The 21,721-nt window shown below is 39.4% G+C and carries 23 protein-coding genes and 1 pseudogene; 18 read left to right on the top strand and 6 right to left on the bottom strand.

All coding sequences use genetic code 11. From position 1 onward, the window contains the following. Positions 1-14 precede the first annotated feature (14 nt). From KH943_RS01410 to KH943_RS01370, 9 genes are all read left to right on the top strand, one after another. Positions 15-1,916 carry a rhamnan synthesis F family protein gene (locus KH943_RS01410; protein ID WP_304106590.1) on the top strand — a complete coding sequence of 634 codons (1,902 nt, stop codon included), beginning with the start codon at positions 15-17 and terminating at the stop codon, positions 1,914-1,916. A 4-nt stretch (positions 1,917-1,920) separates the two neighbouring features. Next, a complete protein-coding gene (locus KH943_RS01405) occupies positions 1,921-2,733 on the top strand; it encodes an NAD-dependent epimerase/dehydratase family protein (RefSeq protein ID WP_304106588.1) in 813 nt (270 codons plus the stop codon). A gap of 10 nt (positions 2,734-2,743) precedes the next feature. Next, complete coding sequence (locus tag KH943_RS01400; protein ID WP_304106586.1) at positions 2,744-3,796, top strand: acyltransferase family protein; 1,053 nt, start codon at positions 2,744-2,746, stop codon at positions 3,794-3,796. Beyond that, positions 3,789-4,673: a glycosyltransferase family 2 protein gene (locus tag KH943_RS01395; RefSeq protein WP_304106585.1), complete on the top strand. Its 885-nt coding sequence runs from the start codon at positions 3,789-3,791 to the stop codon at positions 4,671-4,673. The genes KH943_RS01400 and KH943_RS01395 overlap by 8 nt, the downstream gene beginning before the upstream one ends. Before the next feature lie 9 nt (positions 4,674-4,682). Continuing rightward, entirely contained in the window at positions 4,683-5,639 is a 957-nt protein-coding gene (locus KH943_RS01390) for a glycosyltransferase family 2 protein (RefSeq protein WP_304106583.1), read from the top strand. Further along, positions 5,602-7,020 carry an undecaprenyl-phosphate galactose phosphotransferase WbaP gene (gene wbaP / locus KH943_RS01385; protein ID WP_304106580.1) on the top strand — a complete coding sequence of 473 codons (1,419 nt, stop codon included), beginning with the start codon at positions 5,602-5,604 and terminating at the stop codon, positions 7,018-7,020. The genes KH943_RS01390 and wbaP overlap by 38 nt, the downstream gene beginning before the upstream one ends. A gap of 52 nt (positions 7,021-7,072) precedes the next feature. Continuing rightward, positions 7,073-7,399 (top strand): DMT family transporter, encoded by a 327-nt coding sequence (locus KH943_RS01380; protein ID WP_304106578.1) that lies wholly within the window; start codon positions 7,073-7,075, stop codon positions 7,397-7,399. A 451-nt stretch (positions 7,400-7,850) separates the two neighbouring features. Further along, positions 7,851-8,132 carry a DNA-directed RNA polymerase subunit omega gene (gene rpoZ, locus KH943_RS01375; RefSeq protein WP_304106576.1) on the top strand — a complete coding sequence of 94 codons (282 nt, stop codon included), beginning with the start codon at positions 7,851-7,853 and terminating at the stop codon, positions 8,130-8,132. 114 nt (positions 8,133-8,246) lie between these two features. Beyond that, a complete protein-coding gene (locus KH943_RS01370) occupies positions 8,247-9,965 on the top strand; it encodes a RelA/SpoT family protein (protein ID WP_304106574.1) in 1,719 nt (572 codons plus the stop codon). A 45-nt stretch (positions 9,966-10,010) separates the two neighbouring features. Here KH943_RS01370 and KH943_RS01365 read toward each other — a convergent pair whose 3' ends face one another. The 6 genes from KH943_RS01365 to KH943_RS01340 all read right to left on the bottom strand — a co-directional run bounded on the left by KH943_RS01365 (position 10,011) and on the right by KH943_RS01340 (position 15,493). After that, positions 10,011-10,421 carry a hypothetical protein gene (locus KH943_RS01365; RefSeq protein WP_304106572.1) on the bottom strand — a complete coding sequence of 137 codons (411 nt, stop codon included), beginning with the start codon at positions 10,419-10,421 and terminating at the stop codon, positions 10,011-10,013. A 194-nt stretch (positions 10,422-10,615) separates the two neighbouring features. Continuing rightward, positions 10,616-11,458, bottom strand: a complete 843-nt coding sequence (locus tag KH943_RS01360) for a patatin-like phospholipase family protein (RefSeq protein ID WP_304106570.1) — start codon at positions 11,456-11,458, stop codon at positions 10,616-10,618. A gap of 92 nt (positions 11,459-11,550) precedes the next feature. Then, positions 11,551-11,874, bottom strand: a complete 324-nt coding sequence (locus KH943_RS01355) for a zinc ribbon domain-containing protein YjdM (RefSeq protein ID WP_304106568.1) — start codon at positions 11,872-11,874, stop codon at positions 11,551-11,553. 149 nt (positions 11,875-12,023) lie between these two features. Further along, positions 12,024-13,331 carry a sodium ion-translocating decarboxylase subunit beta gene (locus KH943_RS01350; protein ID WP_304106567.1) on the bottom strand — a complete coding sequence of 436 codons (1,308 nt, stop codon included), beginning with the start codon at positions 13,329-13,331 and terminating at the stop codon, positions 12,024-12,026. 65 nt (positions 13,332-13,396) lie between these two features. Then, positions 13,397-15,214 (bottom strand): sodium-extruding oxaloacetate decarboxylase subunit alpha, encoded by a 1,818-nt coding sequence (oadA, locus tag KH943_RS01345; protein WP_304106565.1) that lies wholly within the window; start codon positions 15,212-15,214, stop codon positions 13,397-13,399. 21 nt (positions 15,215-15,235) lie between these two features. Continuing rightward, positions 15,236-15,493, bottom strand: coding sequence for an oxaloacetate decarboxylase subunit gamma (locus KH943_RS01340; RefSeq protein WP_005707211.1), 258 nt, complete (start codon positions 15,491-15,493; stop codon positions 15,236-15,238). A gap of 322 nt (positions 15,494-15,815) precedes the next feature. Between KH943_RS01340 and murQ the strand changes: the two genes are divergently transcribed. From murQ to KH943_RS01300, 9 genes and pseudogenes are all read left to right on the top strand, one after another. Then, positions 15,816-16,727 (top strand): N-acetylmuramic acid 6-phosphate etherase, encoded by a 912-nt coding sequence (gene murQ / locus KH943_RS01335; protein WP_304106563.1) that lies wholly within the window; start codon positions 15,816-15,818, stop codon positions 16,725-16,727. Positions 16,728-16,826: 99 nt separating this feature from the next. Next, a pseudogene (locus tag KH943_RS01330) lies at positions 16,827-16,955 on the top strand (pirin family protein); the annotation flags it as partial. Positions 16,956-16,977: 22 nt separating this feature from the next. After that, positions 16,978-17,079, top strand: a complete 102-nt coding sequence (locus KH943_RS10115; RefSeq protein WP_368493484.1) for a hypothetical protein — start codon at positions 16,978-16,980, stop codon at positions 17,077-17,079. Positions 17,080-17,143: 64 nt separating this feature from the next. Continuing rightward, complete coding sequence (locus tag KH943_RS01325) at positions 17,144-17,416, top strand: ACT domain-containing protein (protein ID WP_304106561.1); 273 nt, start codon at positions 17,144-17,146, stop codon at positions 17,414-17,416. An 8-nt stretch (positions 17,417-17,424) separates the two neighbouring features. After that, positions 17,425-18,780 carry a PFL family protein gene (locus tag KH943_RS01320; RefSeq protein WP_304106559.1) on the top strand — a complete coding sequence of 452 codons (1,356 nt, stop codon included), beginning with the start codon at positions 17,425-17,427 and terminating at the stop codon, positions 18,778-18,780. 207 nt (positions 18,781-18,987) lie between these two features. Beyond that, entirely contained in the window at positions 18,988-19,992 is a 1,005-nt protein-coding gene (locus tag KH943_RS01315) for an ornithine carbamoyltransferase (protein ID WP_005708293.1), read from the top strand. Positions 19,993-20,004: 12 nt separating this feature from the next. Continuing rightward, positions 20,005-20,949 carry a carbamate kinase gene (gene arcC / locus KH943_RS01310; protein WP_304106555.1) on the top strand — a complete coding sequence of 315 codons (945 nt, stop codon included), beginning with the start codon at positions 20,005-20,007 and terminating at the stop codon, positions 20,947-20,949. Between the two features lie 61 nt (positions 20,950-21,010). After that, positions 21,011-21,385, top strand: coding sequence for a transposase (locus KH943_RS01305; RefSeq protein ID WP_304106553.1), 375 nt, complete (start codon positions 21,011-21,013; stop codon positions 21,383-21,385). A 41-nt stretch (positions 21,386-21,426) separates the two neighbouring features. Beyond that, positions 21,427-21,657: an IS3 family transposase gene (locus tag KH943_RS01300; protein ID WP_304106628.1), complete on the top strand. Its 231-nt coding sequence runs from the start codon at positions 21,427-21,429 to the stop codon at positions 21,655-21,657. Positions 21,658-21,721: the final 64 nt, after the last annotated feature.

Genomic DNA, 21,721 nt, shown 5'->3' with positions numbered 1-21,721 from the left:
ATCGAAGGAAAAAAATGAAAAGATTAGCAATTTATTTATTCTATGATCACGATGGAATCGTAGATGATTATATCCCGTATAAACTAGAAAAACTAAAAGAGTTTGTCCAAGACATTTGGTTTATTTCAAATTCAGGATTAACTGTTGATTCACGTAAAAAGATTCAACATTGCACAGATTATATTATGTGCCGAGAAAATGTAGGATTTGATGTCTGGGGATATAAAGAGGCAATTGAGAAAATTGGCTTTGAGAAACTAGCTGAATATGATGAAGTTATTTTATTAAATTATACTTTCTTTGCGCCTATTTTCCCATTCTCAGAATTATTTGAGTGGTCAGAAAAGCAAGATGTTGATTTCTGGGGGATTTCTGATCATGCTGAAATAAAACCAAATCCTTATACGGGAACAGGTATTTTACCTAAACATATTCAATCGCATTTTATTGCAATTAGAAAAACTTTATTAGTCTCTCATGAGTTCCAAGATTATTGGAAGAATATGCCTATGATTCATTCATATACTGATTCAGTATTAATGCATGAATCTAGGTTTACTAATCATTTCTTAACAAAAGGATATAATTATTCTGTTTATATTGATTCAGATGATTTTTCCGTAAATTACCCAACTTTTCTATCAATAGAAGATACGTTAAAACACCGTTGTCCTATACTAAAAAGAAGACCTTTTTTTCATGATCCGCTTTATCATGACGTAGAATGCTTATTTTTACGTAGAAGTATAGAGTATATTGAAAATAACTCTGATTATGATACGACTCTTATATTTAAAAATATACTTAGAACAACTAAACCTAAGGATCTTTCGACTAACCTAACTTTATTGAAAGTTTTTGATTCACAATGTGAAGAAAAAGTAAGATCCGATATTAAAATTTTGGTTATTGCGCATATTTATTATCCAGATATGCTCGATGAAATCGTTGGTTATACTAAAAATATACCTTGTTCTTATGATTTACTTATTACTACTTCTAGTACAGAAAATAAATGTAAGATTGAATCTAATTCAATATTACAATCTAGTGGTGCAAAATCAATTAATGTAAAAGTAGTAGAGCAAAATCGTGGTAGAGATATGTCATCTCTTTTTATTACATGTAAAGAAGAAGTTTTATCAAATGAATATGATTGGATTTGTCGATTACATTCTAAAAAATCACCACAAAATTCTCATAATATGTCTCAACACTTTAAAGAGATGATGTATCTAAATCTTTTAAAAGATAAAGCTTATACATCTAAGGTATTAAATTACTTAGATAAAAATAAATCAATAGGATTTGCAATGCCTTCAATGGTGCATATAGGTCATCCTACTTTAGGTCATGCTTGGTTTACTAATAGGGAATTAGCTATAAAAATAGCAGAAAAGGTTGGTGTTAAAATTCCATTTGATGACATTTCTCCATTTGCTGCATACGGTACTATGTTTTGGTTCAGACCAAAGGCATTGCGTAAACTTTTTAAATATAACTGGAAGTTTGAAGAGTTTAATAAAGAGCCAATGCATTGTGATGGCTCGTTGGCTCATGTCCTAGAACGTTTATTAGCTTATACCGCTCATGATGCAGGTTACTTAGCATGTAACATTATGTCGTCAGAAATGATGGAGCTTAATTACACTAAGTTAGAATATAAAATGCAGAGATTAGTAAGTAATCTTTCTAATGGAGACATTTCATATCAAATTAGTCTGGCTCATAATGCTAAATATATGGTGGGAAATAATATTTCATCTGGAAATCCAAATATTAGCCGTTATTTTATAATTAATGTGGTACGCCTATTAAAAAATCATGTATTAGGTAATTATCCTAAATTATCCAAAGTAACACGTATGCCATATAGAAAATTAAGACACTATTATCATAAATTAAGAGGACATTAATTCAATGAATATTATTGTAACTGGAGCCAATGGTTATATCGGTAGAAATGTTGTAAGAGGTTTATTAGATAAAGGACATCAAGTCACAGCAATGCTTTTTGATGGAGAAACACCCCATCATTTTTTAGATGGAGCAAGCTTATTTTATGGGAATATCTTCGCTTTATCTCAAGATAAAAAATGTGACTTAGTTAAAGATGCAGAATGTTTATTGCATTTGGCTTGGCAGGCTGGGTTTAATCATCGAGACCCATCTCATTTAGCTAACGTGATGAAACATTATGAATTTCTCACATCTATGACAGAATTAGGTATAAAAAATATCTCTGTTGCAGGAACAATGCATGAGGTCGGATACTTTGTTGGACCTATTGATGAAAATACACCTTGTAATCCTAGAAATCCTTATGGAATTGCAAAAAACTTCTTACGCCAAGCAATGTTTGATTTTGCTAGTGTAACTCCTGAATTAAATTTACAGTGGTTACGCTTTTATTATATTACAGGAGATGATCGTTTTAGTAATTCTATTTTTACAAAGATCTTAAAGGCTGAAGATGAAGGACAAGAGTTTTTCCCATTGAATAGTGGTGAAATGCTTTATGATTTTATTGATATTGAAGAGCTTTCGACACAAATAGAAGAAAGAATTTCAAGCAAACAGTCTGGTATATTTAACTGTTGCTCAGGTAAACCAAAGAGCTTACGAACAGCAGTAGAAGAGTTTATTGCAGTACATAACCTGAAAATTAAGCCTAAATATAATGTTTTCCCTGCTCGCCCTTATGATTCCATGGCTGTGTGGGGGAAAAAATAGGTAGAAATTTATGAAGGAAAAATTTTTCTATATTGATTTTATCAAAGTTATTTCTTGCATTGCTGTAATGTTATTTCATTTGGATATGCATTCTTTTTATGCAGATAATAATGCTCCGTTATTTTTTGGACTAAAATTTTTAGGAATGAATGTTGGAGATATCGCAGTATCTCTCTTTATTATATCTTCTGGTTTTGGTTTGGGGCTGTCAGCTAAAGAAAATTTTTCTCTAACCTCTTATATAAGAAAGCGATTTCTAGCTATTTATCCTTCGTATTGGCTTAGTTATGCTGCTGTTGCGTTATTATTTATATTATTGAGTAAGCCAATAGGTGAAGATGTTCCAGGTATTAGGTTCTTGTTAACAATAATCGGTTTAGATGGACTATTCCTTTATAAGTTTCCTACTTTCTACTTGGTTGGTGAATGGTATACTGGATATATGTTAATAACATATATATTTTTTCCATTCTTATTTCTATATGGTTTAAAAAAGCCTTTGTTATCATTTCTCCTTTTAATAGGATTAGTTGCTTCTTTGCACATAAAATATGGGTCTATATTTGAAATGTGGGAGCCAATAAACCCTCTGATGCGATTACCAGAGTTCTTTTTTGGTATTTGTTTTGCTCAAAATATTAGAAAAGACAAGTTGCTAAGAGGAATTTTGACAGTTGTTGCTCTAGCTATCCTAGTAAATACATCAATTTTACTAGATAAAATACCATATCACTTTGTGCTTATTATGGTTGGGATTTCTTTCTTTGTTATTACATCTAGCGTATTTGATATAATTTTTATTCCTAAATATATGAGGGAACTTTTTAGTCAGTTATCTCGTTACAGCTTTCTAGCATTTTTAGTTCATCATCAAATGCTATTACTTTTTTATAGTGCATTTGATGTCGCTCACTCAAATAATTTTGTGAAATTTTCTATATTAATAACTGTAATAACATTAAGTTTTTTTTATGGTTACTTAGTCTATCCATTGGTTAATTACATAACAGGGAAGCTAAATAATCTATTATTTTTTATCAAAATAAAAAAATCATATGGATAAGGCATTAAAATATGACGTAATTGTATGCACCTTCAACGGTGCATCTTTTATATCTTCACAATTAAAAAGCATTTTATCTCAACCCATTTTGCCGCAGAAAATTATTGTGTCTGATGATGGATCTTGTGATGAGACGCTTTCTGTTATCAGAAATACCTTTGCTGATGCTAATTTTACTGCTTATGACATTATGCAAGGTCCGAGAAAAGGAGTGATTGCTAATTTTTTATTTGCACTAAAATATAGCGAAGCAGATTTTACCTTTTTAGCAGATCAAGATGATATTTGGCATATAAATAAAGTAGTTGAATTTGCTAAAATTGCTAAGCAGAAAAATAATGCTATTCCAATGCTCATCTTTAGTGATGCGTGTTTGGTTGATGAGCAAAATAATGAAATTTCGCCAAGTTTTTTTGCTTATCAGGCTTTAAGTGCGAAATGTTTAAGTGATGATTCAATTTTATATAAAAACTGTGTGCAAGGTGCCGCCTGTATGATCAATCGTGCTTTACGTAATCTAGCACTAGATTCTTTATCTTATATTCGACTTTCTGAGCTTTATATGCACGATTGGTGGTTGGCACTGTTAGCGCGTTATTATGGTGAAACACAATTTATAGATAAGTCTTTACTAGATTATCGTCAACATTGCCAAAATCAAGTGGGGGTGTTTAACCATAAGTTGCGTCTATTTTATTATTTTATTCGATTTAAGTCTTACTGGAAAAATATTCGCCAGGCAATCCGGCAAGTTAAAATGTTTGAACAATTTGCTACACAATATGGCAAGCCACATTGTTTACCTCCCTCTTCAAAAAGAGAATACCAAAGTGTGCCAAAATTAAAGCAGTGGCTATTATCCCTTTTGGTAAAATAAGGACGAAAAATGACCGCTCTTCAATTTGTATTATGTGTACCAACCTATAATGCTGGCAATCAATGGCAAGATTGGATCGCAGCCTATCAATCCCAATCCTTAAAAGCTGATAAAGTAATTGTGATTGATTCTTCCTCTTCTGATAATACGGTAAATTTAGCGGAAGAGGCAGGATTTTTAGTCTATTCTATTCCGCAATCGGCCTTTAATCATGGTAGAACTCGTAATCAAGCGGTTGAATTTGGCAAAAGTTTTACTGATGTAGTGGTGTTTATGACTCAAGATGCAATTTTAGCATCGCCAGATTCGTTAGCAAATTTACTCGCTCCCTTTGTAGACTCTAAGGTGGCCGCTGTTTGTGGTCGACAGTTACCACATCATAATGCAACAATGTTAGCCACCCATGCCCGCTATTTTAATTATCCGCCTGAATCAAAAGTTAAATCACAGGCAGATATTCCAACACTTGGAATAAAAGCAGCATTTATGTCAAATTCTTTTGCTGCCTATCGTCTATCAGTTTTTGAGGAATTAGGTGGATTCCCGGATAACACTATTTTAGCGGAAGATATGTATTTGACGGCAAAAATGATTTTATCGGGATATAAAGTTGCTTACTGCGCTGAGGCAACAGTATTTCACAGTCATAACTATACACTAAAACAAGAATTCCAACGTTATTTTGATACGGGTGTATTTCAGCAAGAACAGCAATGGATTCAACAAAAATTTGGTAGGGCTGCTTCTGAGGGGAAAAGGTTTGTACTTTCTGAGCTACAATTTCTCTTCAACAATGCACCGCACTTACTACCCAAAGCAATGTTCTCTACATTTGCCAAATGGGTTGGCTTTAAATTAGGTTATCATTACCACAAACTGCCTTATGCGTGGCGTAAGGCATTCAGTATGCACAAGGGATATTGGAAAGATGACAAAAACACAACGTTCAGCACCGCTGATCAATAAAATCAGCCTGGTTTGTACCGATTTTTTTTCCTTTGTTTTTGCCATTTCTGTAGGCTATTGGATTTCTCCTCTCAATGATTTTTCGAGTGATATTTTAGAACTCAAAGGTTCTATTTATCGCGCAGGGTCTTTTGGTTTAGCGATGCTTGCTAGTGTCAGCATTTTATGGGTTGTTTATCGTCACTACACTTATCGCAAACCATTCTGGGACGAGTTGAAAGATGTTTATTTTTCACTTTTTGTGATTGCATTGGTAAATTTAGCGTTATTGGTTTTCGCAAAAGTGCCAGATCCAGTTGAAAGTTGGGTTAGTGTTTATGCTGTGTTATTTCTTTGTTTCCCATTGTTTAGAATCATTTGTAAAAAGATCCTCAAATTCAGTCGCTTGTGGGAAATGCCCTGTGTCATTATCGGTATAGGGTGTAATGCCATGCGTGCTTATCGAGCTATTCAATATGAAAGCAATCTAGGCTATAAAGTGCAAGCCTTTGTTTCCAAACAAAATATTGGATTAATAGCAAAGCATCTAGATTTTATTTCTGAACAGGCGTTTTTAAAGCAATTGCCACGCTATGAAAAGGTGTTTATTGCTTTAGAATACCATGAAGCCGATTTACTTGCCTATTGGGTGAAAAAATTGTCTACATTGAATTTCCGTAATGTATCTATTATCCCTTCTTTGCAAGGTATTCCGCTTTACGGGGCAGAAATTTCGCATTTCTTCAGCTCTGAAACTATTATGTTGCGTATTCCAAATAATCTCGCCAAACGTTCAACACGTTTTGTAAAGCGTAGTTTTGATATTATAGTTTCTGGATTGCTGCTATTGCTCTTTTCGCCATTGTTCTTTGCTTTATTCTTGATCATTCGTAAAGATGGCGGAAAAGCCGTTTATAACCAAGTGCGGGTAGGAAGAGATCGTAAGGTGTTCAAATGCTATAAATTCCGCACGATGGTAGTCAATTCTCAGCAAGTGCTGCGAGAATTATTAGCCAAAGATCCAGAGGCTCGTAGGCAGTGGAACAAAGAATTCAAGCTCAAAAACGATCCACGCATTACCCCAATTGGTAACATTTTGCGTAAAACCAGCCTTGATGAACTACCTCAATTATGGAATGTATTTAAAGGTGAAATGAGCTTAGTCGGTCCTCGTCCAATTACAAGACAAGAGTTGAAATACTACGGCGATGATGTAATTTACTACCAAATGATTCGCCCAGGGCTTTCTGGCTTATGGCAAGTGAGCGGTAGAAATGATGTTGATTATGCTACTCGTGTTTATTTAGATGCGTGGTATGTTAAAAACTGGTCGCTTTGGAATGATTTCGTGATTTTATTTAAAACAGTGAATGTTGTTTTAAGACGTGATGGAGCTTATTAAAAAGATATTCATAAAAATCGTATATATTTAAATTTGATTTTATAAGGAACCCATGAACCCTTGGATTTTATTAGGTTTTGCTATTGTAATCGAAGTACTCGGTTCAAATTGCATTAAAGCAAGCAATGGTTTCACTAAACCACTTCCAACTGTAATTTCTATTGTTGCATTTGTAGTGGCGTTATATCTACTTTCTATGATCACTAAAACGCTTCCGCTTGGTATTGTCTATGCGGTTTGGTCTGGGGTGGGAATTGTTCTTACCACCTTGGTGGCTATGCTCGTTTTTGGGCAAAAACCAGATTTACCGAGTGTAATTGGAATGGCGTTAATTATCGGCGGGGTGCTGGTAATTAACTTATTTTCTAATCAATCTTAATAGATAGGAGGTGAAGATCATAACCCTCACGCCCTAATTTACTTTTTCAATTCTTTTCTCAATCTCAGATCAACAAATTGACCGCTTGCCCTGCTATCACAAAGCAAATCAATGCGGAAAAGTGACAGTGAAGGCACTAATAACCATCACGTAGTATCGTTGGGCAAGTTATTTAACGAAGATATTTTGCACCGATTGAATCGTAATAGAAAAGAATAAACAGAGGTAGCCGAACGAAAAACGGCTTGGTTTTGCCCTACGATTTTTGCTGAAATAAAGAAAAATGAACCGTCTAAAAAGCCAAATTTTTGAGAAAGTACGATATTATTGAGAAAATTAATTGCGTAACTTTACTTACCGATTGTCACTTTAGCCTATTTTTTGTATAATCTTACCCCTTTATATACTAATAAACTATAATTCCCAGAATCGCAAATCGTTGGAGTAACAAATGGCTCGTGTAACTGTTCAAGAAGCTGCTGAGATGATCGGCAACCGTTTTGATTTAATTTTAATTGCAGCACGTCGTGCAAGACAAATCCAGCTTCACACTCGTGAGGCATTAGTGCCAGAAGAAAATGATAAGCCAACTGTAATTGCTTTAAGAGAAATTGAAGAAGGCTTAATCAATGGTGAAATTATGGATCAGTTTGATAATCAACAAGCTGTTCAACAAGATATCGCAGAAAAAGAAGCAATTTCATTCTTAGCAGACGTTCAAGCAAATGCTTAATTAAAATTTATAAATTCCTGAAATGGATAATGGACAATTAAAACGCAAGCGGTTAAATTAACCATATCAATTGCAATTTATTGTCCATTATCCATTTTTAGTGTTGGGGGTATCGTGTATCTTTTTGAACCATTAGATCGCATAATTCGTCAGTATTTGCCAGCCGATAAAATTGAGCTGGTCAAACGTGCTTTTGTTGTTGCGAGAGACGCTCATGAGGGGCAGACTCGCTCAAGCGGTGAACCCTACATTACGCACCCTGTTGCCGTTGCAGGCATTATTGCGGAAATGAAACTCGACCACGAAGCCGTGATGGCGGCGCTTTTACATGATGTAATTGAGGATACGCCTTATACCGAAGAACAACTTGCAGCTGAATTTGGCAAGAACGTTGCCGAAATTGTGCAAGGGGTTTCTAAACTCGATAAATTAAAATTCCGCACTCGCCAAGAAGCACAAGTGGAGAACTTCCGCAAGATGATTTTGGCGATGACTAAAGACATTCGTGTGGTGTTAATCAAACTTGCTGACCGAACGCACAATATGCGTACGCTGGGTTCACTCCGCCCTGATAAGCGCGTACGCATTGCCAAAGAGACGCTCGAAATTTACAGCCCACTCGCCCATCGTTTAGGTATTACGCATCTGAAAAACGAGTTAGAAGATCTCTGTTTCAAAGCGATGTATCCGCACCGTTATAACGTGCTGAAAATGGCAATTGAAATGGCACGCGGTACGCGCCAAGACTTGCTTGCGACTATTTCGCACGAATTGGAAAGCCGCTTGAAAGAAGCAGGTATTCCTGCGCGTATTTATGGGCGTGAAAAACATCTTTACACCCTTTATCACAAGCTCCGCCAACGCGATCAACGTTTCCGTTCAATTTTGGATATTTATGCGTTCCGCGTGGTGGTAGATGATGTGGATAATTGCTATCGAGCATTGGGGCGGGTGCACGCTCTGTATAAACCTCGTCCATACCAAGTGCGAGACTACATTGCCGTGCCGAAAAGTAACGGCTATCAATCGATCCATACCTCAATGATTGGGCATAAAGGTCTGCCGATTGAAGTGCAAATTCGCACCGAAGAGATGGATCAAATGGCAGAACTTGGTGTGGCAGCATTCTGGCAATATAACGATGAGCAAATTCACGCAACCAGCGTGCAACAAAAAGCGCAAAAATGGTTACAAAGCATCATCGAATTGCAACAAAGTGCAGGCAATGCAGAAGAGTTTATCGAAAGCGTGAAATCGGAGCTGTTCTCAAACGACATTTACGTCTTCACGCCAAAAGGTAGAATTGTAGAATTGCCTGCAAAATCGACCGCTATCGACTTCGCTTATGCGGTGCATTCAGATATTGGTGATCACTGTGTGGGTGCGATTGTGGATCGTCAGCCATACCCAATCTCACAACCGTTACAATCTGGTCAAACGATTGAAATTTTAACTGAAACAGGTCGTTATCCAAGCTCAAGCTGGTTGAATTTTGCAGTGAGTGCTAAAGCACGTTCGAAAATCAAACAAGCCTTAAAACAGCTTGATGCTTTGGATCAAGCTTTAGAAACCGAAGAGCCTACAGAGATTAACGTGGAATTGGTGTTGGAAATTAAAGACCAACCAGGTGTGTTGGCAAGCCTTACCAATACCATTGCATCTCTTAATAGTAACATTGGTTCGGTGCAAAGTTACCCAATTGAAAACGGTAATTATCAAGTGAAATTGCAAATTTCGGTTACTGATAATGCTCATCTTTACGTGGTTATTCAACGATTAACCAAGTTAAGTGGCGTGGTGAAAGTGGATAAAAATAAAGAACAGCTAAATTGATAATTCAATCTAGTAAAAATAATAGGGTGGTTTTCCACCCTTTTGTTACTTAAATTTTCCTTTCATACTCCTCACTGCCACTCTTGCAAAGAAAATAGCAAAGAGGAAATAACCGAAACCGTAACTGGCAAAAAAGCAGAAATAAACCATTGATTGCCCCGCAAGCACATCTAATTTTTCTGGAGTGGTGAGCAACCAATGTAACCAAGCACCGAAATAAACCAATTTTTCTACGCAGAAAATCCAAAGCAAGACAGGCACTTGCCAAAAATGTTTAGCAACCGACCAATATGCTAAACCCCACAACAAAATTGAGATTTGTCCGAGCCACGAGAAAACAATTGGGTCGTTATCTATTAAAGTAGTATCAGTAAAAAATTGGGTGAAGCCTAAGATAGCGATAAAGTTGTACAGCCCTGCTAAAAATAAGCCTTCTCTTGCACTTTTGAATTGCACGTTTTTCCTCCGTTTTTCTTTTATTATACAAAAAAAGTACGATGAAATTCACCGTACTTTTTTGCAATTTATTTTTACCTAGCCTCGTATTTTTAATTGCCAAATTAAATGTAGTAATTTTAAGCTGATTTTATAATCAATTTCCTTTCATCTATAAATGAAAAGAGGGAATTTTGTACTAGCTTTCTCGTTATCTATTTCTCTAAAAACGCCTGCAAATTTTCCCATTCTCGTTGCATATCACTTACACCTAAATCATACATGGCTTGGAGTTTATTCGGATCTTTTTCAATTCGTTTTATGTTTAAATCAACAGAAGGGCGGATCACAAAAATCTCGCCTTTTTCGGCTTGTTCAATTACATTTTCGACTTGCTTGTTATACATCGCATAGCGGTTGTTTACTGCGTCCGCAAATTTAGGATATTTACGATACCAAAGTTTGGCAAGTAGCGGATTAGGCTTGGATTTTCGGTAATCAAGCGTGCGAGTAAGCACCACGATGATTTTGTCGTAGCCCATTTTTTTCATTTGCTCAAGTGGGATGGAGTCGGCAATCGCACCGTCAAGGTAAGGTACACCATTGATTTCGACAGGCATTGAAACATAAGGCATTGCGGAAGTGGCTCTCAGCACTTCCATTTGAGCCAGTGGATCAGTCAGTTTGACATATTCTGCCTGAGCTGTATTCAGATTGGTAATAGTGGCGTAGAAATCTATCTGTGTTTGTTGGAAAGTGGCATTATCAAAAACATCTTGTTTAAATGGCACGTCGTAAAAGGCAAACGCTTTGCTGATAATATTACCCGTTTTAATTAGGTTTTTTAGGCTGATATATCTGGCATCTGGCATAAATTTTTTGTTGTAGCGAATAGCACGGCCTTTTTGTTTAGAAGGGTAATTTACGCCGAACAATGCCCCTGCTGAAACTGAGATAACGCCATCCACCCAAAAATCTTTATCTAAAAAAGTATCCAGCACACCTGCAGTGTACATACCTCGCATCGCGCCACCTTCAAGCACTAAGCCAATTTTCATCCGCTTTCCTTAAATGATTATTTGAAATAGTTATGTTTGCTTATAAAAAAATGGCGGACTAAAGTCCGCCGTTAGTATCTGTATATCAAAGACTACGCTTTTTTTAAAAACTCCGATTTCAGCATAATTTTGCCACAATCTACGTTGTGATCGCCGTTCACTAAGCGAATATTTTTGAATTTTGTGCCTTTTTTCAACACTTCTGATGAGCCTTTGAGTTTTAAATCTTTAATCAATAACACATCATCGCCATCGCTTAATAAGTTACCGTTACTGTCTTTGACGATGAGTTGATCTTCATTGTCTTCAGCTACTTCTTCGCCTGTCCATTCATAAGCACAATCTGGGCAAACGAATTGGATAGTGTCGTGGTAGGTATTTTCGCCGTTACATTTTGGGCAAGCTGGGAATGTCATTTTTAGTCCTTAATGTTGTAAAATTCGGTATTTTATAGCGAAATCGTCTAAAAATATAGCTCTCTTATGTCGTTGGCGGGCTTTTAGCCTACTAATAATGAGTTCAGAGCGTTATAGAATGGTGGGCTAAAAGCCCACCCTACAACTAATTACATCATCGCTGAAATATATTTCAACATCACCCCAGCGGCAATGGCTGAACCGATAACGCCTGCTACGTTTGGTCCCATTGCATGCATAAGGAGGAAGTTTTGTTTGTCGTATTCTTGACCAACTTTATTCGACACACGTGCTGCCATTGGTACGGCAGAAACGCCTGCGGAGCCGATAAGCGGGTTGATTTTGTCTTTGGTGAATTTGTTCATCAATTTCGCCATTAATACACCGCTTGCAGTACCAATGCCAAAGGCAATCACGCCAAGCACCAAAATGCCAAGGGTTTGTGGTTGTAGGAATTTATCCGCCACTAATTTCGCACCAACAGATAAGCCTAAGAAGATGGTTACGATGTTGATTAACGCATTTTGAGCTGTGTCATTTAAGCGTTCCACCACGCCACTCACACGCATTAAGTTACCGAAACAGAACATACCAAGTAATGGAGCAGCATCTGGCAATAAGAGTGCGACTAACACGAGTAAAACGATTGGGAAGAGAATTTTCTCACGTTTGCTCACTTGGCGACCTTGTACCATACGAATGCGACGTTCTGCATCTGTCGTTAATGCTTTCATAATTGGCGGCTGAATGAGCGGTACTAATGCCATATAAGAGTAAGCAGCAACGGCAATTGCACCCAGTAATTCAGGGGCGAGTTTACTTGCTAAGTAAATTGCAGTTGGACCGTCCGCCCCACCGATAATGCCGATCGCTGCGGCTTGTGGTAGAGTAAAATCAATCACGCCAATCCAGTTAAGAGCTAATGCCCCTAATACAGTGGAGAAAATCCCAAATTGTGCCGCTGCACCTAAAAGTAGGGTTTTCGGGTTAGAAAGTAGTGGACCGAAGTCGGTCATTGCCCCTACGCCCATAAAAATCACTAAAGGAGCCACGCCATAGCCAATCGACACTTTATAAAATAATGCCAACACGCCTGCGGTATAGCCCATATCGCCTGCGATGACTTCGAGTTCGTTTTGAACGGAAGGCAAGGCTAAGGCAATCGCTTCTTTCAGGCTGTGAATATCAATGCTTGGACTGTTCACTTTAGCGGCAATAATCGCCAATTGCTCAGGTGTACCGTGGTGTAAAAGATTATCGAGAGCTGTCATCGCCATTCCTGCCTCAGGAATGTTCGAGAGTAATCCCCCAAAACCAATCGGCAGGAGCAGAAGTGGCTCAAAGCCACGTGCAATCGCCAGCCAGAGTAGTACAAGGCTGATGATAATCATCACCGCTTGCCCCCACTCCATATGCATAATGCCCATGCCTTGGAAAAGTGCAATAATGCTGTCCATATTTTGTCCTTTTCTTTGTAGGGGGCGTGAATTGAAAACTCACGCACCCTGCATTATTTTAAAAACTACGCCAAACTCATCATCACTTGTTCAACTGCCACAGAGTCACCTTGTTTGATGCTAATGCCTTGCACTCTGCCCGCTTTCGCTGCACAAATTTGGGTTTCCATTTTCATTGCTTCAAGAATGAGCAACACCTCGCCTTCAGCTACTTGCTGACCTTCTGCCACTTCTACCTTTAAGATGGTTCCCGCCATTGGGGCTTTCACAGGTTCAGCATTTGCAGAACTTGGTGCAGATTGTACCGCTTGTGGTTCAGCTGCTGGAGCTGCAGTCGGTGTGATATGAGTAATATCGCCGCCTTCGCTCACTTTTACCACAAAGGCTTTGCCTTCGAGTTCCACAGTATAAATCGCTGGTTCGCCTGCTTTCGCTGCTGGGGCTTGAGAAGCGGTTGGTTTTTCCGCAGATTTTGCAGATTCTTGACCTGTTGGTGTCGGTTCAAATGCCTCTGGGTTATTGCGGTTTTCCAAGAATTTCCAGCCCACTTGTTGGAAGAGTGCCACAATTAATACATCGTCCACTACGTTGCCTGAAAGAGTGATACCTTTTTCTTTGGCTTGTGCGGTTACTTCGGCGACTAATTTATCCCATTCTGGGGCAATATGATCCGCTGGGCGGTCGGTTAATGGTGCAGCACCTTCTAACACACGAGCTTGTAATGCAGCATTAACTGGGGCTGGGGTTTTGCCGTATTCGCCTTTTAAAATGCCCGCAGTTTCTTTGGCGATAGTTTTGTAGCGTTCGCCCATCAACACGTTCATTACCGATTGAGTACCAACAATTTGTGAGGTTGGTGTTACTAACGGAATGTATCCTAACTCTTCACGCACGCGTGGAATTTCTTGCAACACAAGATCGAGTTTATCAGAGGCATTTTGTTGGCGGAGTTGGTTTTCAAGGTTGGTAAGCATTCCGCCCGGCACTTGAGCCACTAAAATACGGCTGTCGATACCACGGAGTTGTCCTTCAAATTTCGCATATTTTTTACGCACATTGCGGAAGTAAGCGGAGATTTTTTCTAATGCAGGAATGTTCAAACCTGTGTCGTATGGTGTGCCTTGCAGGGTGGCAACGATAGATTCTGTTGCAGGGTGTCCGTAAGTGCCAGACATTGAAGAAATCGAGGTATCTACGCCATCCACGCCTGCTTCAATCGCTTTCAGCAACGCCATTTCCGCCATACCTGTGGTGGAGTGGCAGTGTAGGTGGAGTTCTACATCGAATTGTTTTTTGATGGCACTCACTAATTCTTGTGCTGCCATCGGGGTAAGAATGCCTGACATATCTTTGATGACAAGCGAATCGATGCCGATTTCAAGCAGTTGCTCTGTTACCTCTAACCACGTTTGCAATGTATGTACAGGGCTAGTGGTGTAGCTCAACGTACCTTGTGCGTGTGCACCTTGTTTTTTGACCGCTTGTAGGGCTTGTCTCATATTGCGTGGGTCGTTTAACGCATCGAACACACGGAACACATCCATACCATTTGCCACAGAGCGTTCAACGAATTTATCAACCACATCGTCTGCGTAATGACGGTAGCCCAATAAGTTTTGACCGCGTAAAAGCATTTGTAATGGAGTGTTTGGAATCGCTTTTTTCAATTCACGTAAACGCACCCACGGATCTTCGCCTAAAAAACGAATGCAGCTATCAAAAGTTGCACCGCCCCATGCTTCTAAAGACCAATAGCCGATTTTGTCGAGTTCAGCGGCAATCGGTAACATATCATCTAAACGTAAACGGGTTGCGAAAAGAGATTGGTGAGCATCGCGTAATACCACGTCAGTAATGGCAATTTTTTTGGGTTGAGTTGTCATAATTCAAATCCTTCTGATAATTTATAAACCTTGTTTTCTTCTGTGATGTGCAATAGCGGCAACAATCACAGGGCGTAAACGCTCAAGATCATCTTGAATAGGTGGCGTTGCCGCTTGAGGTTTGCTTACGGGAGCGGGGATAGGTTCGGGAAAATATTGATTGATGAGCTTAGACATAAAAGCGACGGCATAGATCAGGATGAATAAGAAGAACATCACAAATCCCATACCAGAAATCATCAAATTGACACCTTCGCCAAAGAGTTCTGCATTGGTCATAGTATTTCCTTATCTTGATTGATGAATAATTGAAGAATAATCGTGAATGAATTGGAGTGCAAAGGATTGAAGTGAAAAATGTGGAGTAGATCACAAAAATCTTAGAAGTTGTATGAGATACGAACTAAAAGTTCCATTTAGCCTAAAATACTTGCGTAGTCAGTTATATCACGACGTATGATACTGGCCATGAAAAGAACTGTCACAAAATCATTGTCTGCATATTCATCACATCAACCTATCTCATCCCGTTCTATGCTTTTAGCCAAATAGGGTATAATATAACCACAAATTAAATGCTTGGTAGTAAAACGAGTATAATATGAACCCAACACTACTCCATTCGCTTGCTCAGATGACCACCGAGCAACGCAATCCCTGTTCTCTTAACATTGATTGCATGACAGCAATCGATATAGTGCAACTTATCAATCAAGAAGATCTGTTAGTTGCTAAGGCAGTAGAAAAATGCTTACCTCACATAGCCGAAGCAGTCGAAAAAATCGAATACGCATTCACAAACGGCGGGCGACTTGTCTATATTGGTGCTGGCACGAGCGGACGATTAGGCGTATTAGACGCGTCTGAATGCCCGCCTACTTACGGTGTTCCTCCTGAAATGGTGGTAGGTATTATTGCAGGTGGCGAACGAGCACTACGCCATCCAATCGAAGGGGCGGAAGACAACTACGAGCAAGGCAAAGCCGATTTACAAGCGGTCGATTTTTGCGAAAAAGATGTCTTAGTTGGCATCGCAGCCAGCGGTCGGACGCCTTATGTGATTGGTGCGTTAGAATATGCCAACTCATTAGGTGCGATTACGGTATCCATTGCCAGCAACGCAGGTTGTGCGATGTCGCAAATTGCCGATATTGTAATTGAAACCGTCGTAGGTGCGGAAGTGCTCACAGGTTCAAGCCGAATGAAATCGGGTACGGCACAAAAACTGGTGCTTAATATGCTTACTACGGCTTCGATGATTCGCATCGGCAAATGCTACCAGAACTTGATGGTAGATGTGCAAGCCAGCAACGAAAAACTCAAAGCAAGAGCGGTGAAAATCGTGATGGAAGCCACCGATTGCACCAAAGAAACCGCAGAAATCACCTTGCTTCAAGCCGATAACCACGCCAAAGTTGCTATTCTTATGATTTTAGCCAATGTGGATAAACCCCAAGCCGAAAAAATGCTTGCTGAGAATCAAGGCAAGTTAAGGCAAGCACTTCAAAGTTAATGATTTTAAGCGGTCAAATTTCTGTTCTATTTTGCAAAAATGAAAGAGAATTTGACCGCTTTTTATTTTATTCATTTTTGCTAAACAATCTCTTCATAAACCCCCTCTTTTGCGGATTATTTCGACTGTAATCATATGCCTTTTTCCGATTTACGGGTGATTAACGAAGATTTTGTCCAGCCGACAATGGGCTTTGGAATGCATCCGCATAAAGATATGGAAATTTTAGGGCAGTTTAACTGTCAATGGTGTGGAACTAAATAGCGGCGATGCGTTGGCAGTAAGTCAGGAAACTTTGCTTGAATTACAAACGCAAAGCGAGGTAGAATTTTTAATGTTTAATTTAAAATAGCTAACCTAGTAAAGAAGCGGTTAAATTTGACCGCTTGTTTGCATTTTACCTAAAAGGAACCTTTATGAGCCATTCAGTTATTACCGTTATTGGACAAGATCGTGTTGGGATTGTATTCGATGTTGCGAAGATCTTAGCCGAAAATAACATTAATATTCTTAACATTAGCCAGCAGCTGATGGAAAATTATTTTACGATGATTATCCTTGTTGACACTGCTCAATGTTCACTTTCTTTCCCTGAATTAGCCGCACTGTGTAGTGAAAAAAGCAAAGTATTACAATTAGATATTCGCTTGCAAAATGAGCAAATATTTAAAGCGATGCACCGCATTTAGGGGGCGAGATGAGTATTCAATCTAACGAAATTTTAGAAACGATTAGAATGGTATCGGATCAGCATTTTGATGTTCGCACCATTACTATTGGCATTGATTTGCACGACTGCATCAGTAGCGATATTGATGAGTTGAACCAAAATATCTTCAATAAAATCACCCGAGTAGGTAAAGATTTGGTGGAAACCGCCAAAATTCTCTCGGCAAAATATGGCGTGCCGATTGTGAATCAACGAATTTCTGTTACCCCTATTGCCCAAATTGCGGCAGCGACCAAAGCGGATTCTTACGTTTCGATTGCCCAAACCCTCGACCGTGCGGCGAAAGCGATTGGCGTGTCGTTTATCGGCGGTTTTTCAGCATTAGTGCAAAAAGGGATGTCGCCGTCTGATGAGGTGCTGATTCGTTCAATTCCTGAAGCGATGAAAACTACCGACATCGTGTGTAGCTCAATCAATATTGGCTCAACCCGTGCGGGCATCAATATGGACGCAGTGAAATTAGCGGGCGAAATGATTAAGCAAACCGCTGAAATTACCCATGAAGGCTTCGGCTGTGCCAAAATCGTGGTGTTCTGTAATGCCGTGGAAGACAATCCTTTTATGGCGGGGGCATTCCACGGTTCGGGCGAAGCCGATGCAGTGATTAACGTTGGTGTTTCAGGGCCAGGTGTAGTAAAAGAGGCGTTAGAAAATTCCCATGCAACAACACTTACCGAAGTGGCGGAAGTGGTGAAGAAAACGGCGTTTAAAATTACCCGTGTAGGTGAATTGATTGGGCAAGAAGCTTCTAAAATGCTCAATATTCCATTTGGTATTTTGGATCTTTCCCTTGCTCCAACCCCTGCTGTAGGCGATTCTGTTGCCCGTATTTTGGAAGCGATGGGGTTAAGCGTATGTGGCACCCACGGCACAACAGCCGCCCTTGCATTGCTTAACGATGCAGTGAAAAAAGGCGGAATGATGGCATCGAGCGCGGTTGGTGGTTTAAGTGGTGCATTTATTCCTGTTTCAGAAGATGAAGGGATGATTGTTGCAGCAGAGAGTGGCGTACTTACGTTGGATAAACTGGAAGCGATGACAGCGGTTTGCTCGGTGGGCTTGGATATGATTGCTGTCCCAGGTGATACTCCTGCTCACACTATTTCTGGCATTATAGCTGATGAAGCTGCAATTGGGATGATTAACAGTAAAACTACCGCAGTGCGCCTTATTCCTGTCACGGGTAAAACCATAGGCGAAACCGTGGAATTCGGCGGCTTGCTTGGTTATGCACCGATTATGCCTGTCAAAGAAGGCTCTTGCGAAGTGTTCGTCAACCGTGGCGGGCGTATTCCAGCACCTGTTCAGTCAATGAAAAACTAGTTTTATCTATGGTTTAAAGCGTACTTAGTAAGTACGTTTTTTTTATTTTTGGAAAATTCTTCTTGCTTTAAATTGAATAAAAATGCAAAATAAATGCATAATTTTTCAAGAATGAAATCTCTTCATAAGAAAGTATTATTTGAAAGCAATCGTTTGCTTTGCTAGAATAGTCCGATTTTTTAATCCACAATTGCAGGAGTACATATTATGGCATTTAATCTCAAAAATAGACATTTACTCAGTTTAGTGAACCATACCGAACGTGAAATTAAGTATTTGTTAGATTTATCACGCGATTTAAAACGTGCGAAATATGCTGGCACAGAGCAGCCTCGTTTAAAAGGCAAAAACATTGCGTTAATTTTTGAGAAAACCTCCACCCGTACTCGCTGTGCTTTTGAAGTAGCGGCTTATGATCAAGGTGCTCACGTAACCTATATTGACCCAACCTCTTCGCAAATTGGGCATAAAGAATCAATGAAAGATACCGCTCGCGTATTGGGTAGAATGTATGATGCGATTGAATATCGTGGCTTTAAACAATCAGTTGTCAATGAGTTAGCAGAATATGCAGGCGTGCCAGTATTTAATGGCTTAACTGATGAATTCCACCCAACACAAATGCTTGCCGATGTGCTCACAATGATTGAAAACTGCGAAAAACCATTGAGTCAAATTAGTTACGTCTATATTGGTGATGCACGTAACAATGTGGGGAATTCACTCTTGTTAATCGGGGCAAAATTAGGAATGGATGTGCGTATCTGTGCACCAAAAGCATTGTTACCAGAAGATTCGCTGGTCGAAATGTGCCAAAAATTTGCGGCAGAATCGGGTGCTCGCATTACGGTAACCGACGATATTGATACAGCAGTGAAAGGTGTGGATTTCGTGCATACTGATGTGTGGGTGTCAATGGGGGAACCGCTTGAAACTTGGGGTAAACGTATTGATATGTTAATGCCTTATCAAGTTACACCTGAATTGATGAAACGCACAGGCAATCCAAAAGTGAAATTTATGCACTGCTTGCCTGCGTTCCACAATAGCGAAACCAAAATTGGTAAGCAAATCGCAGAAAAATACCCCGCTTTGGCAAATGGCATTGAAGTAACAGAAGATGTGTTTGAATCACCAGCAAATGTGGCATTTGAACAAGCGGAAAACCGTATGCATACAATTAAAGCGGTGATGGTGGCGAGTTTGGCGTAAGAGGTAGAAAAAATGAAAATCGTAGTAGCACTCGGTGGCAATGCATTATTAAAACGTGGTGAGCCGATGACGGCACAAAATCAAGCAGCGAATATTCGCATCGCAGCAGAACAGCTTGCTAAAATTAAACCCAATAATGAGCTTGTAATTTCACATGGCAACGGGCCACAAGTGGGGTTACTTGCGTTACAACACGCAGCTTATTACGCTCAAGATACGAAAATTGAGCCCTATCCGTTAGATATTTTAGTTTCACAAACCGTGGGAATGATTGGTTATATGTTACAACAAGAATTAACCAACCTAATTCCTCAACACCCAACGCAAACCTTAGTGACTCAAGTGATTGTCGATAAACACGATCCTGCGTTTGCTAAACCAAGTAAACCGATTGGCCAGGTGTATAGTCAAGCGGAAGCGGAAAAATTAGCCGCGGAAAAAGGCTGGACAGTGATGGCTGACGGACAATACTTCCGCCGTGCTGTACCAAGTCCGAAACCTGTCGGTGTGACTGGCATTGAAGCGGTGAAAGCATTACTTGCACAAGATCAAATCGTGATTTGTGGCGGTGGTGGTGGTGTGCCAAGTTTCCGTAATGAAAAAGGCGAATTACAAGGCGTGGAAGCAGTGGTAGATAAAGATTTAGCGACGGCGGTGATTTCAACACACTTGGATGCCGATTTATTTATTATCGCCACCGATGTGGATGCTGCTTGTGTTGATTTCCAAAAACCGACCCAACGTAAAATCGCTAAAGGCAGCCCAGAAGCACTCGAAGCCTTGGCTTCTGAGTTTGCCGCAGGTTCAATGGGGCCAAAAGTGCAGGCTGTGATCAACTTCGTTAAAGCAACAGGCAAAGATGCGGCGATTGGCTCACTTGCCCAGATTCAAGATATTGTAGCAGGCAAAGCGGGAACGCGTGTAACAAATAGCGTTGAAAGCATAGAATTTTACTAATCGCTAAGGTTCATAATGATCTGCACCCCAAAACCTGGACACCTAATTTGAGGTGCAGATTATGTCCTACTCTTATCAATTTCGTTTGAAAATTATCAAACTCGTCACTGAACAGAATTATGGTATCCGTGAGGTGGCTAAACTTCATCAAATTTCCCACGCTCTCGTCATTTATTGGCTAAAAGCATTTCGCGAAAGAGGGCTTGATGGCGTAAAATCGCCTCATACAAACCTTCAGACACCGAAAATAGTGAAGCTAAAGATGAAAAAGAAAGACATTGAAATTCCAGAAACCACAGACTTTTCACCTAAAGCGTTTAAAAAGCTGCAGCGAGAGCTCGCCTTGGCTCGTGCGGAGATTGCTTATCTAAAGGAGTTGGAGAAGCTCGACCGTCAAAAACAACGACAGAAAAAAGAAAAATCATTGAAAGATTGAAGTCAGACCACGCGTTAAATGATTTACTTCGTGTGGCTAAAATGCCTCGCTCAAGCTTTTACTATAAAGAGATTAAGCGAAATTATCACGAGGTAAAAGAGGCTATCTTATCGCTGTATAAAAAGAACAGAAAACGAGATGGTTATCGCCCCATGACGTGTAAATTACGCCAAATGGGTTTTAATTTGAATCATAAAACGGTGTTAAAGCTGATGAACGAGTTAGGTATTCATTCCATTTTACGCAAGAAAAGCTTTATTTTTCACCGTTGATGGACTTGGCTAACCGAGAAATTATTGCCTATAACTTTTCAACACGCCCCAAATTTTCATTGGT

It is taken from the genome of Haemophilus parahaemolyticus, assembly GCF_018373095.1.
Taxonomy (GTDB): Bacteria; Pseudomonadota; Gammaproteobacteria; order Enterobacterales; family Pasteurellaceae; genus Haemophilus_A; species Haemophilus_A parahaemolyticus_A.
The sequence above is the reverse complement of the archived record's forward strand: the minus strand, read 5'-3'. Positions and strand labels throughout refer to the sequence as shown.

Excerpts from the sequence above, each read along its gene's own strand:
- KH943_RS01410 (WP_304106590.1), top strand. The coding sequence starts at position 15 with ATGAAAAGATTAGCAATTTATTTATTCTATGATCACGATGGAATCGTA.
- KH943_RS01405 (WP_304106588.1), top strand. The coding sequence starts at position 1,921 with ATGAATATTATTGTAACTGGAGCCAATGGTTATATCGGTAGAAATGTT.
- KH943_RS01400 (WP_304106586.1), top strand. The coding sequence starts at position 2,744 with ATGAAGGAAAAATTTTTCTATATTGATTTTATCAAAGTTATTTCTTGC.
- KH943_RS01395 (WP_304106585.1), top strand. The coding sequence starts at position 3,789 with ATGGATAAGGCATTAAAATATGACGTAATTGTATGCACCTTCAACGGT.
- KH943_RS01390 (WP_304106583.1), top strand. The coding sequence starts at position 4,683 with ATGACCGCTCTTCAATTTGTATTATGTGTACCAACCTATAATGCTGGC.
- wbaP (WP_304106580.1), top strand. The coding sequence starts at position 5,602 with ATGACAAAAACACAACGTTCAGCACCGCTGATCAATAAAATCAGCCTG.
- KH943_RS01380 (WP_304106578.1), top strand. The coding sequence starts at position 7,073 with ATGAACCCTTGGATTTTATTAGGTTTTGCTATTGTAATCGAAGTACTC.
- rpoZ (WP_304106576.1), top strand. The coding sequence starts at position 7,851 with ATGGCTCGTGTAACTGTTCAAGAAGCTGCTGAGATGATCGGCAACCGT.
- KH943_RS01360 (WP_304106570.1), bottom strand. The coding sequence starts at position 11,458 with ATGAAAATTGGCTTAGTGCTTGAAGGTGGCGCGATGCGAGGTATGTAC.
- KH943_RS01355 (WP_304106568.1), bottom strand. The coding sequence starts at position 11,874 with ATGACATTCCCAGCTTGCCCAAAATGTAACGGCGAAAATACCTACCAC.
- KH943_RS01350 (WP_304106567.1), bottom strand. The coding sequence starts at position 13,331 with ATGGACAGCATTATTGCACTTTTCCAAGGCATGGGCATTATGCATATG.
- oadA (WP_304106565.1), bottom strand. The coding sequence starts at position 15,214 with ATGACAACTCAACCCAAAAAAATTGCCATTACTGACGTGGTATTACGC.
- KH943_RS01340 (WP_005707211.1), bottom strand. The coding sequence starts at position 15,493 with ATGACCAATGCAGAACTCTTTGGCGAAGGTGTCAATTTGATGATTTCT.
- murQ (WP_304106563.1), top strand. The coding sequence starts at position 15,816 with ATGAACCCAACACTACTCCATTCGCTTGCTCAGATGACCACCGAGCAA.
- KH943_RS01325 (WP_304106561.1), top strand. The coding sequence starts at position 17,144 with ATGAGCCATTCAGTTATTACCGTTATTGGACAAGATCGTGTTGGGATT.
- KH943_RS01320 (WP_304106559.1), top strand. The coding sequence starts at position 17,425 with ATGAGTATTCAATCTAACGAAATTTTAGAAACGATTAGAATGGTATCG.
- KH943_RS01315 (WP_005708293.1), top strand. The coding sequence starts at position 18,988 with ATGGCATTTAATCTCAAAAATAGACATTTACTCAGTTTAGTGAACCAT.
- arcC (WP_304106555.1), top strand. The coding sequence starts at position 20,005 with ATGAAAATCGTAGTAGCACTCGGTGGCAATGCATTATTAAAACGTGGT.
- KH943_RS01305 (WP_304106553.1), top strand. The coding sequence starts at position 21,011 with ATGTCCTACTCTTATCAATTTCGTTTGAAAATTATCAAACTCGTCACT.
- KH943_RS01300 (WP_304106628.1), top strand. The coding sequence starts at position 21,427 with ATGCCTCGCTCAAGCTTTTACTATAAAGAGATTAAGCGAAATTATCAC.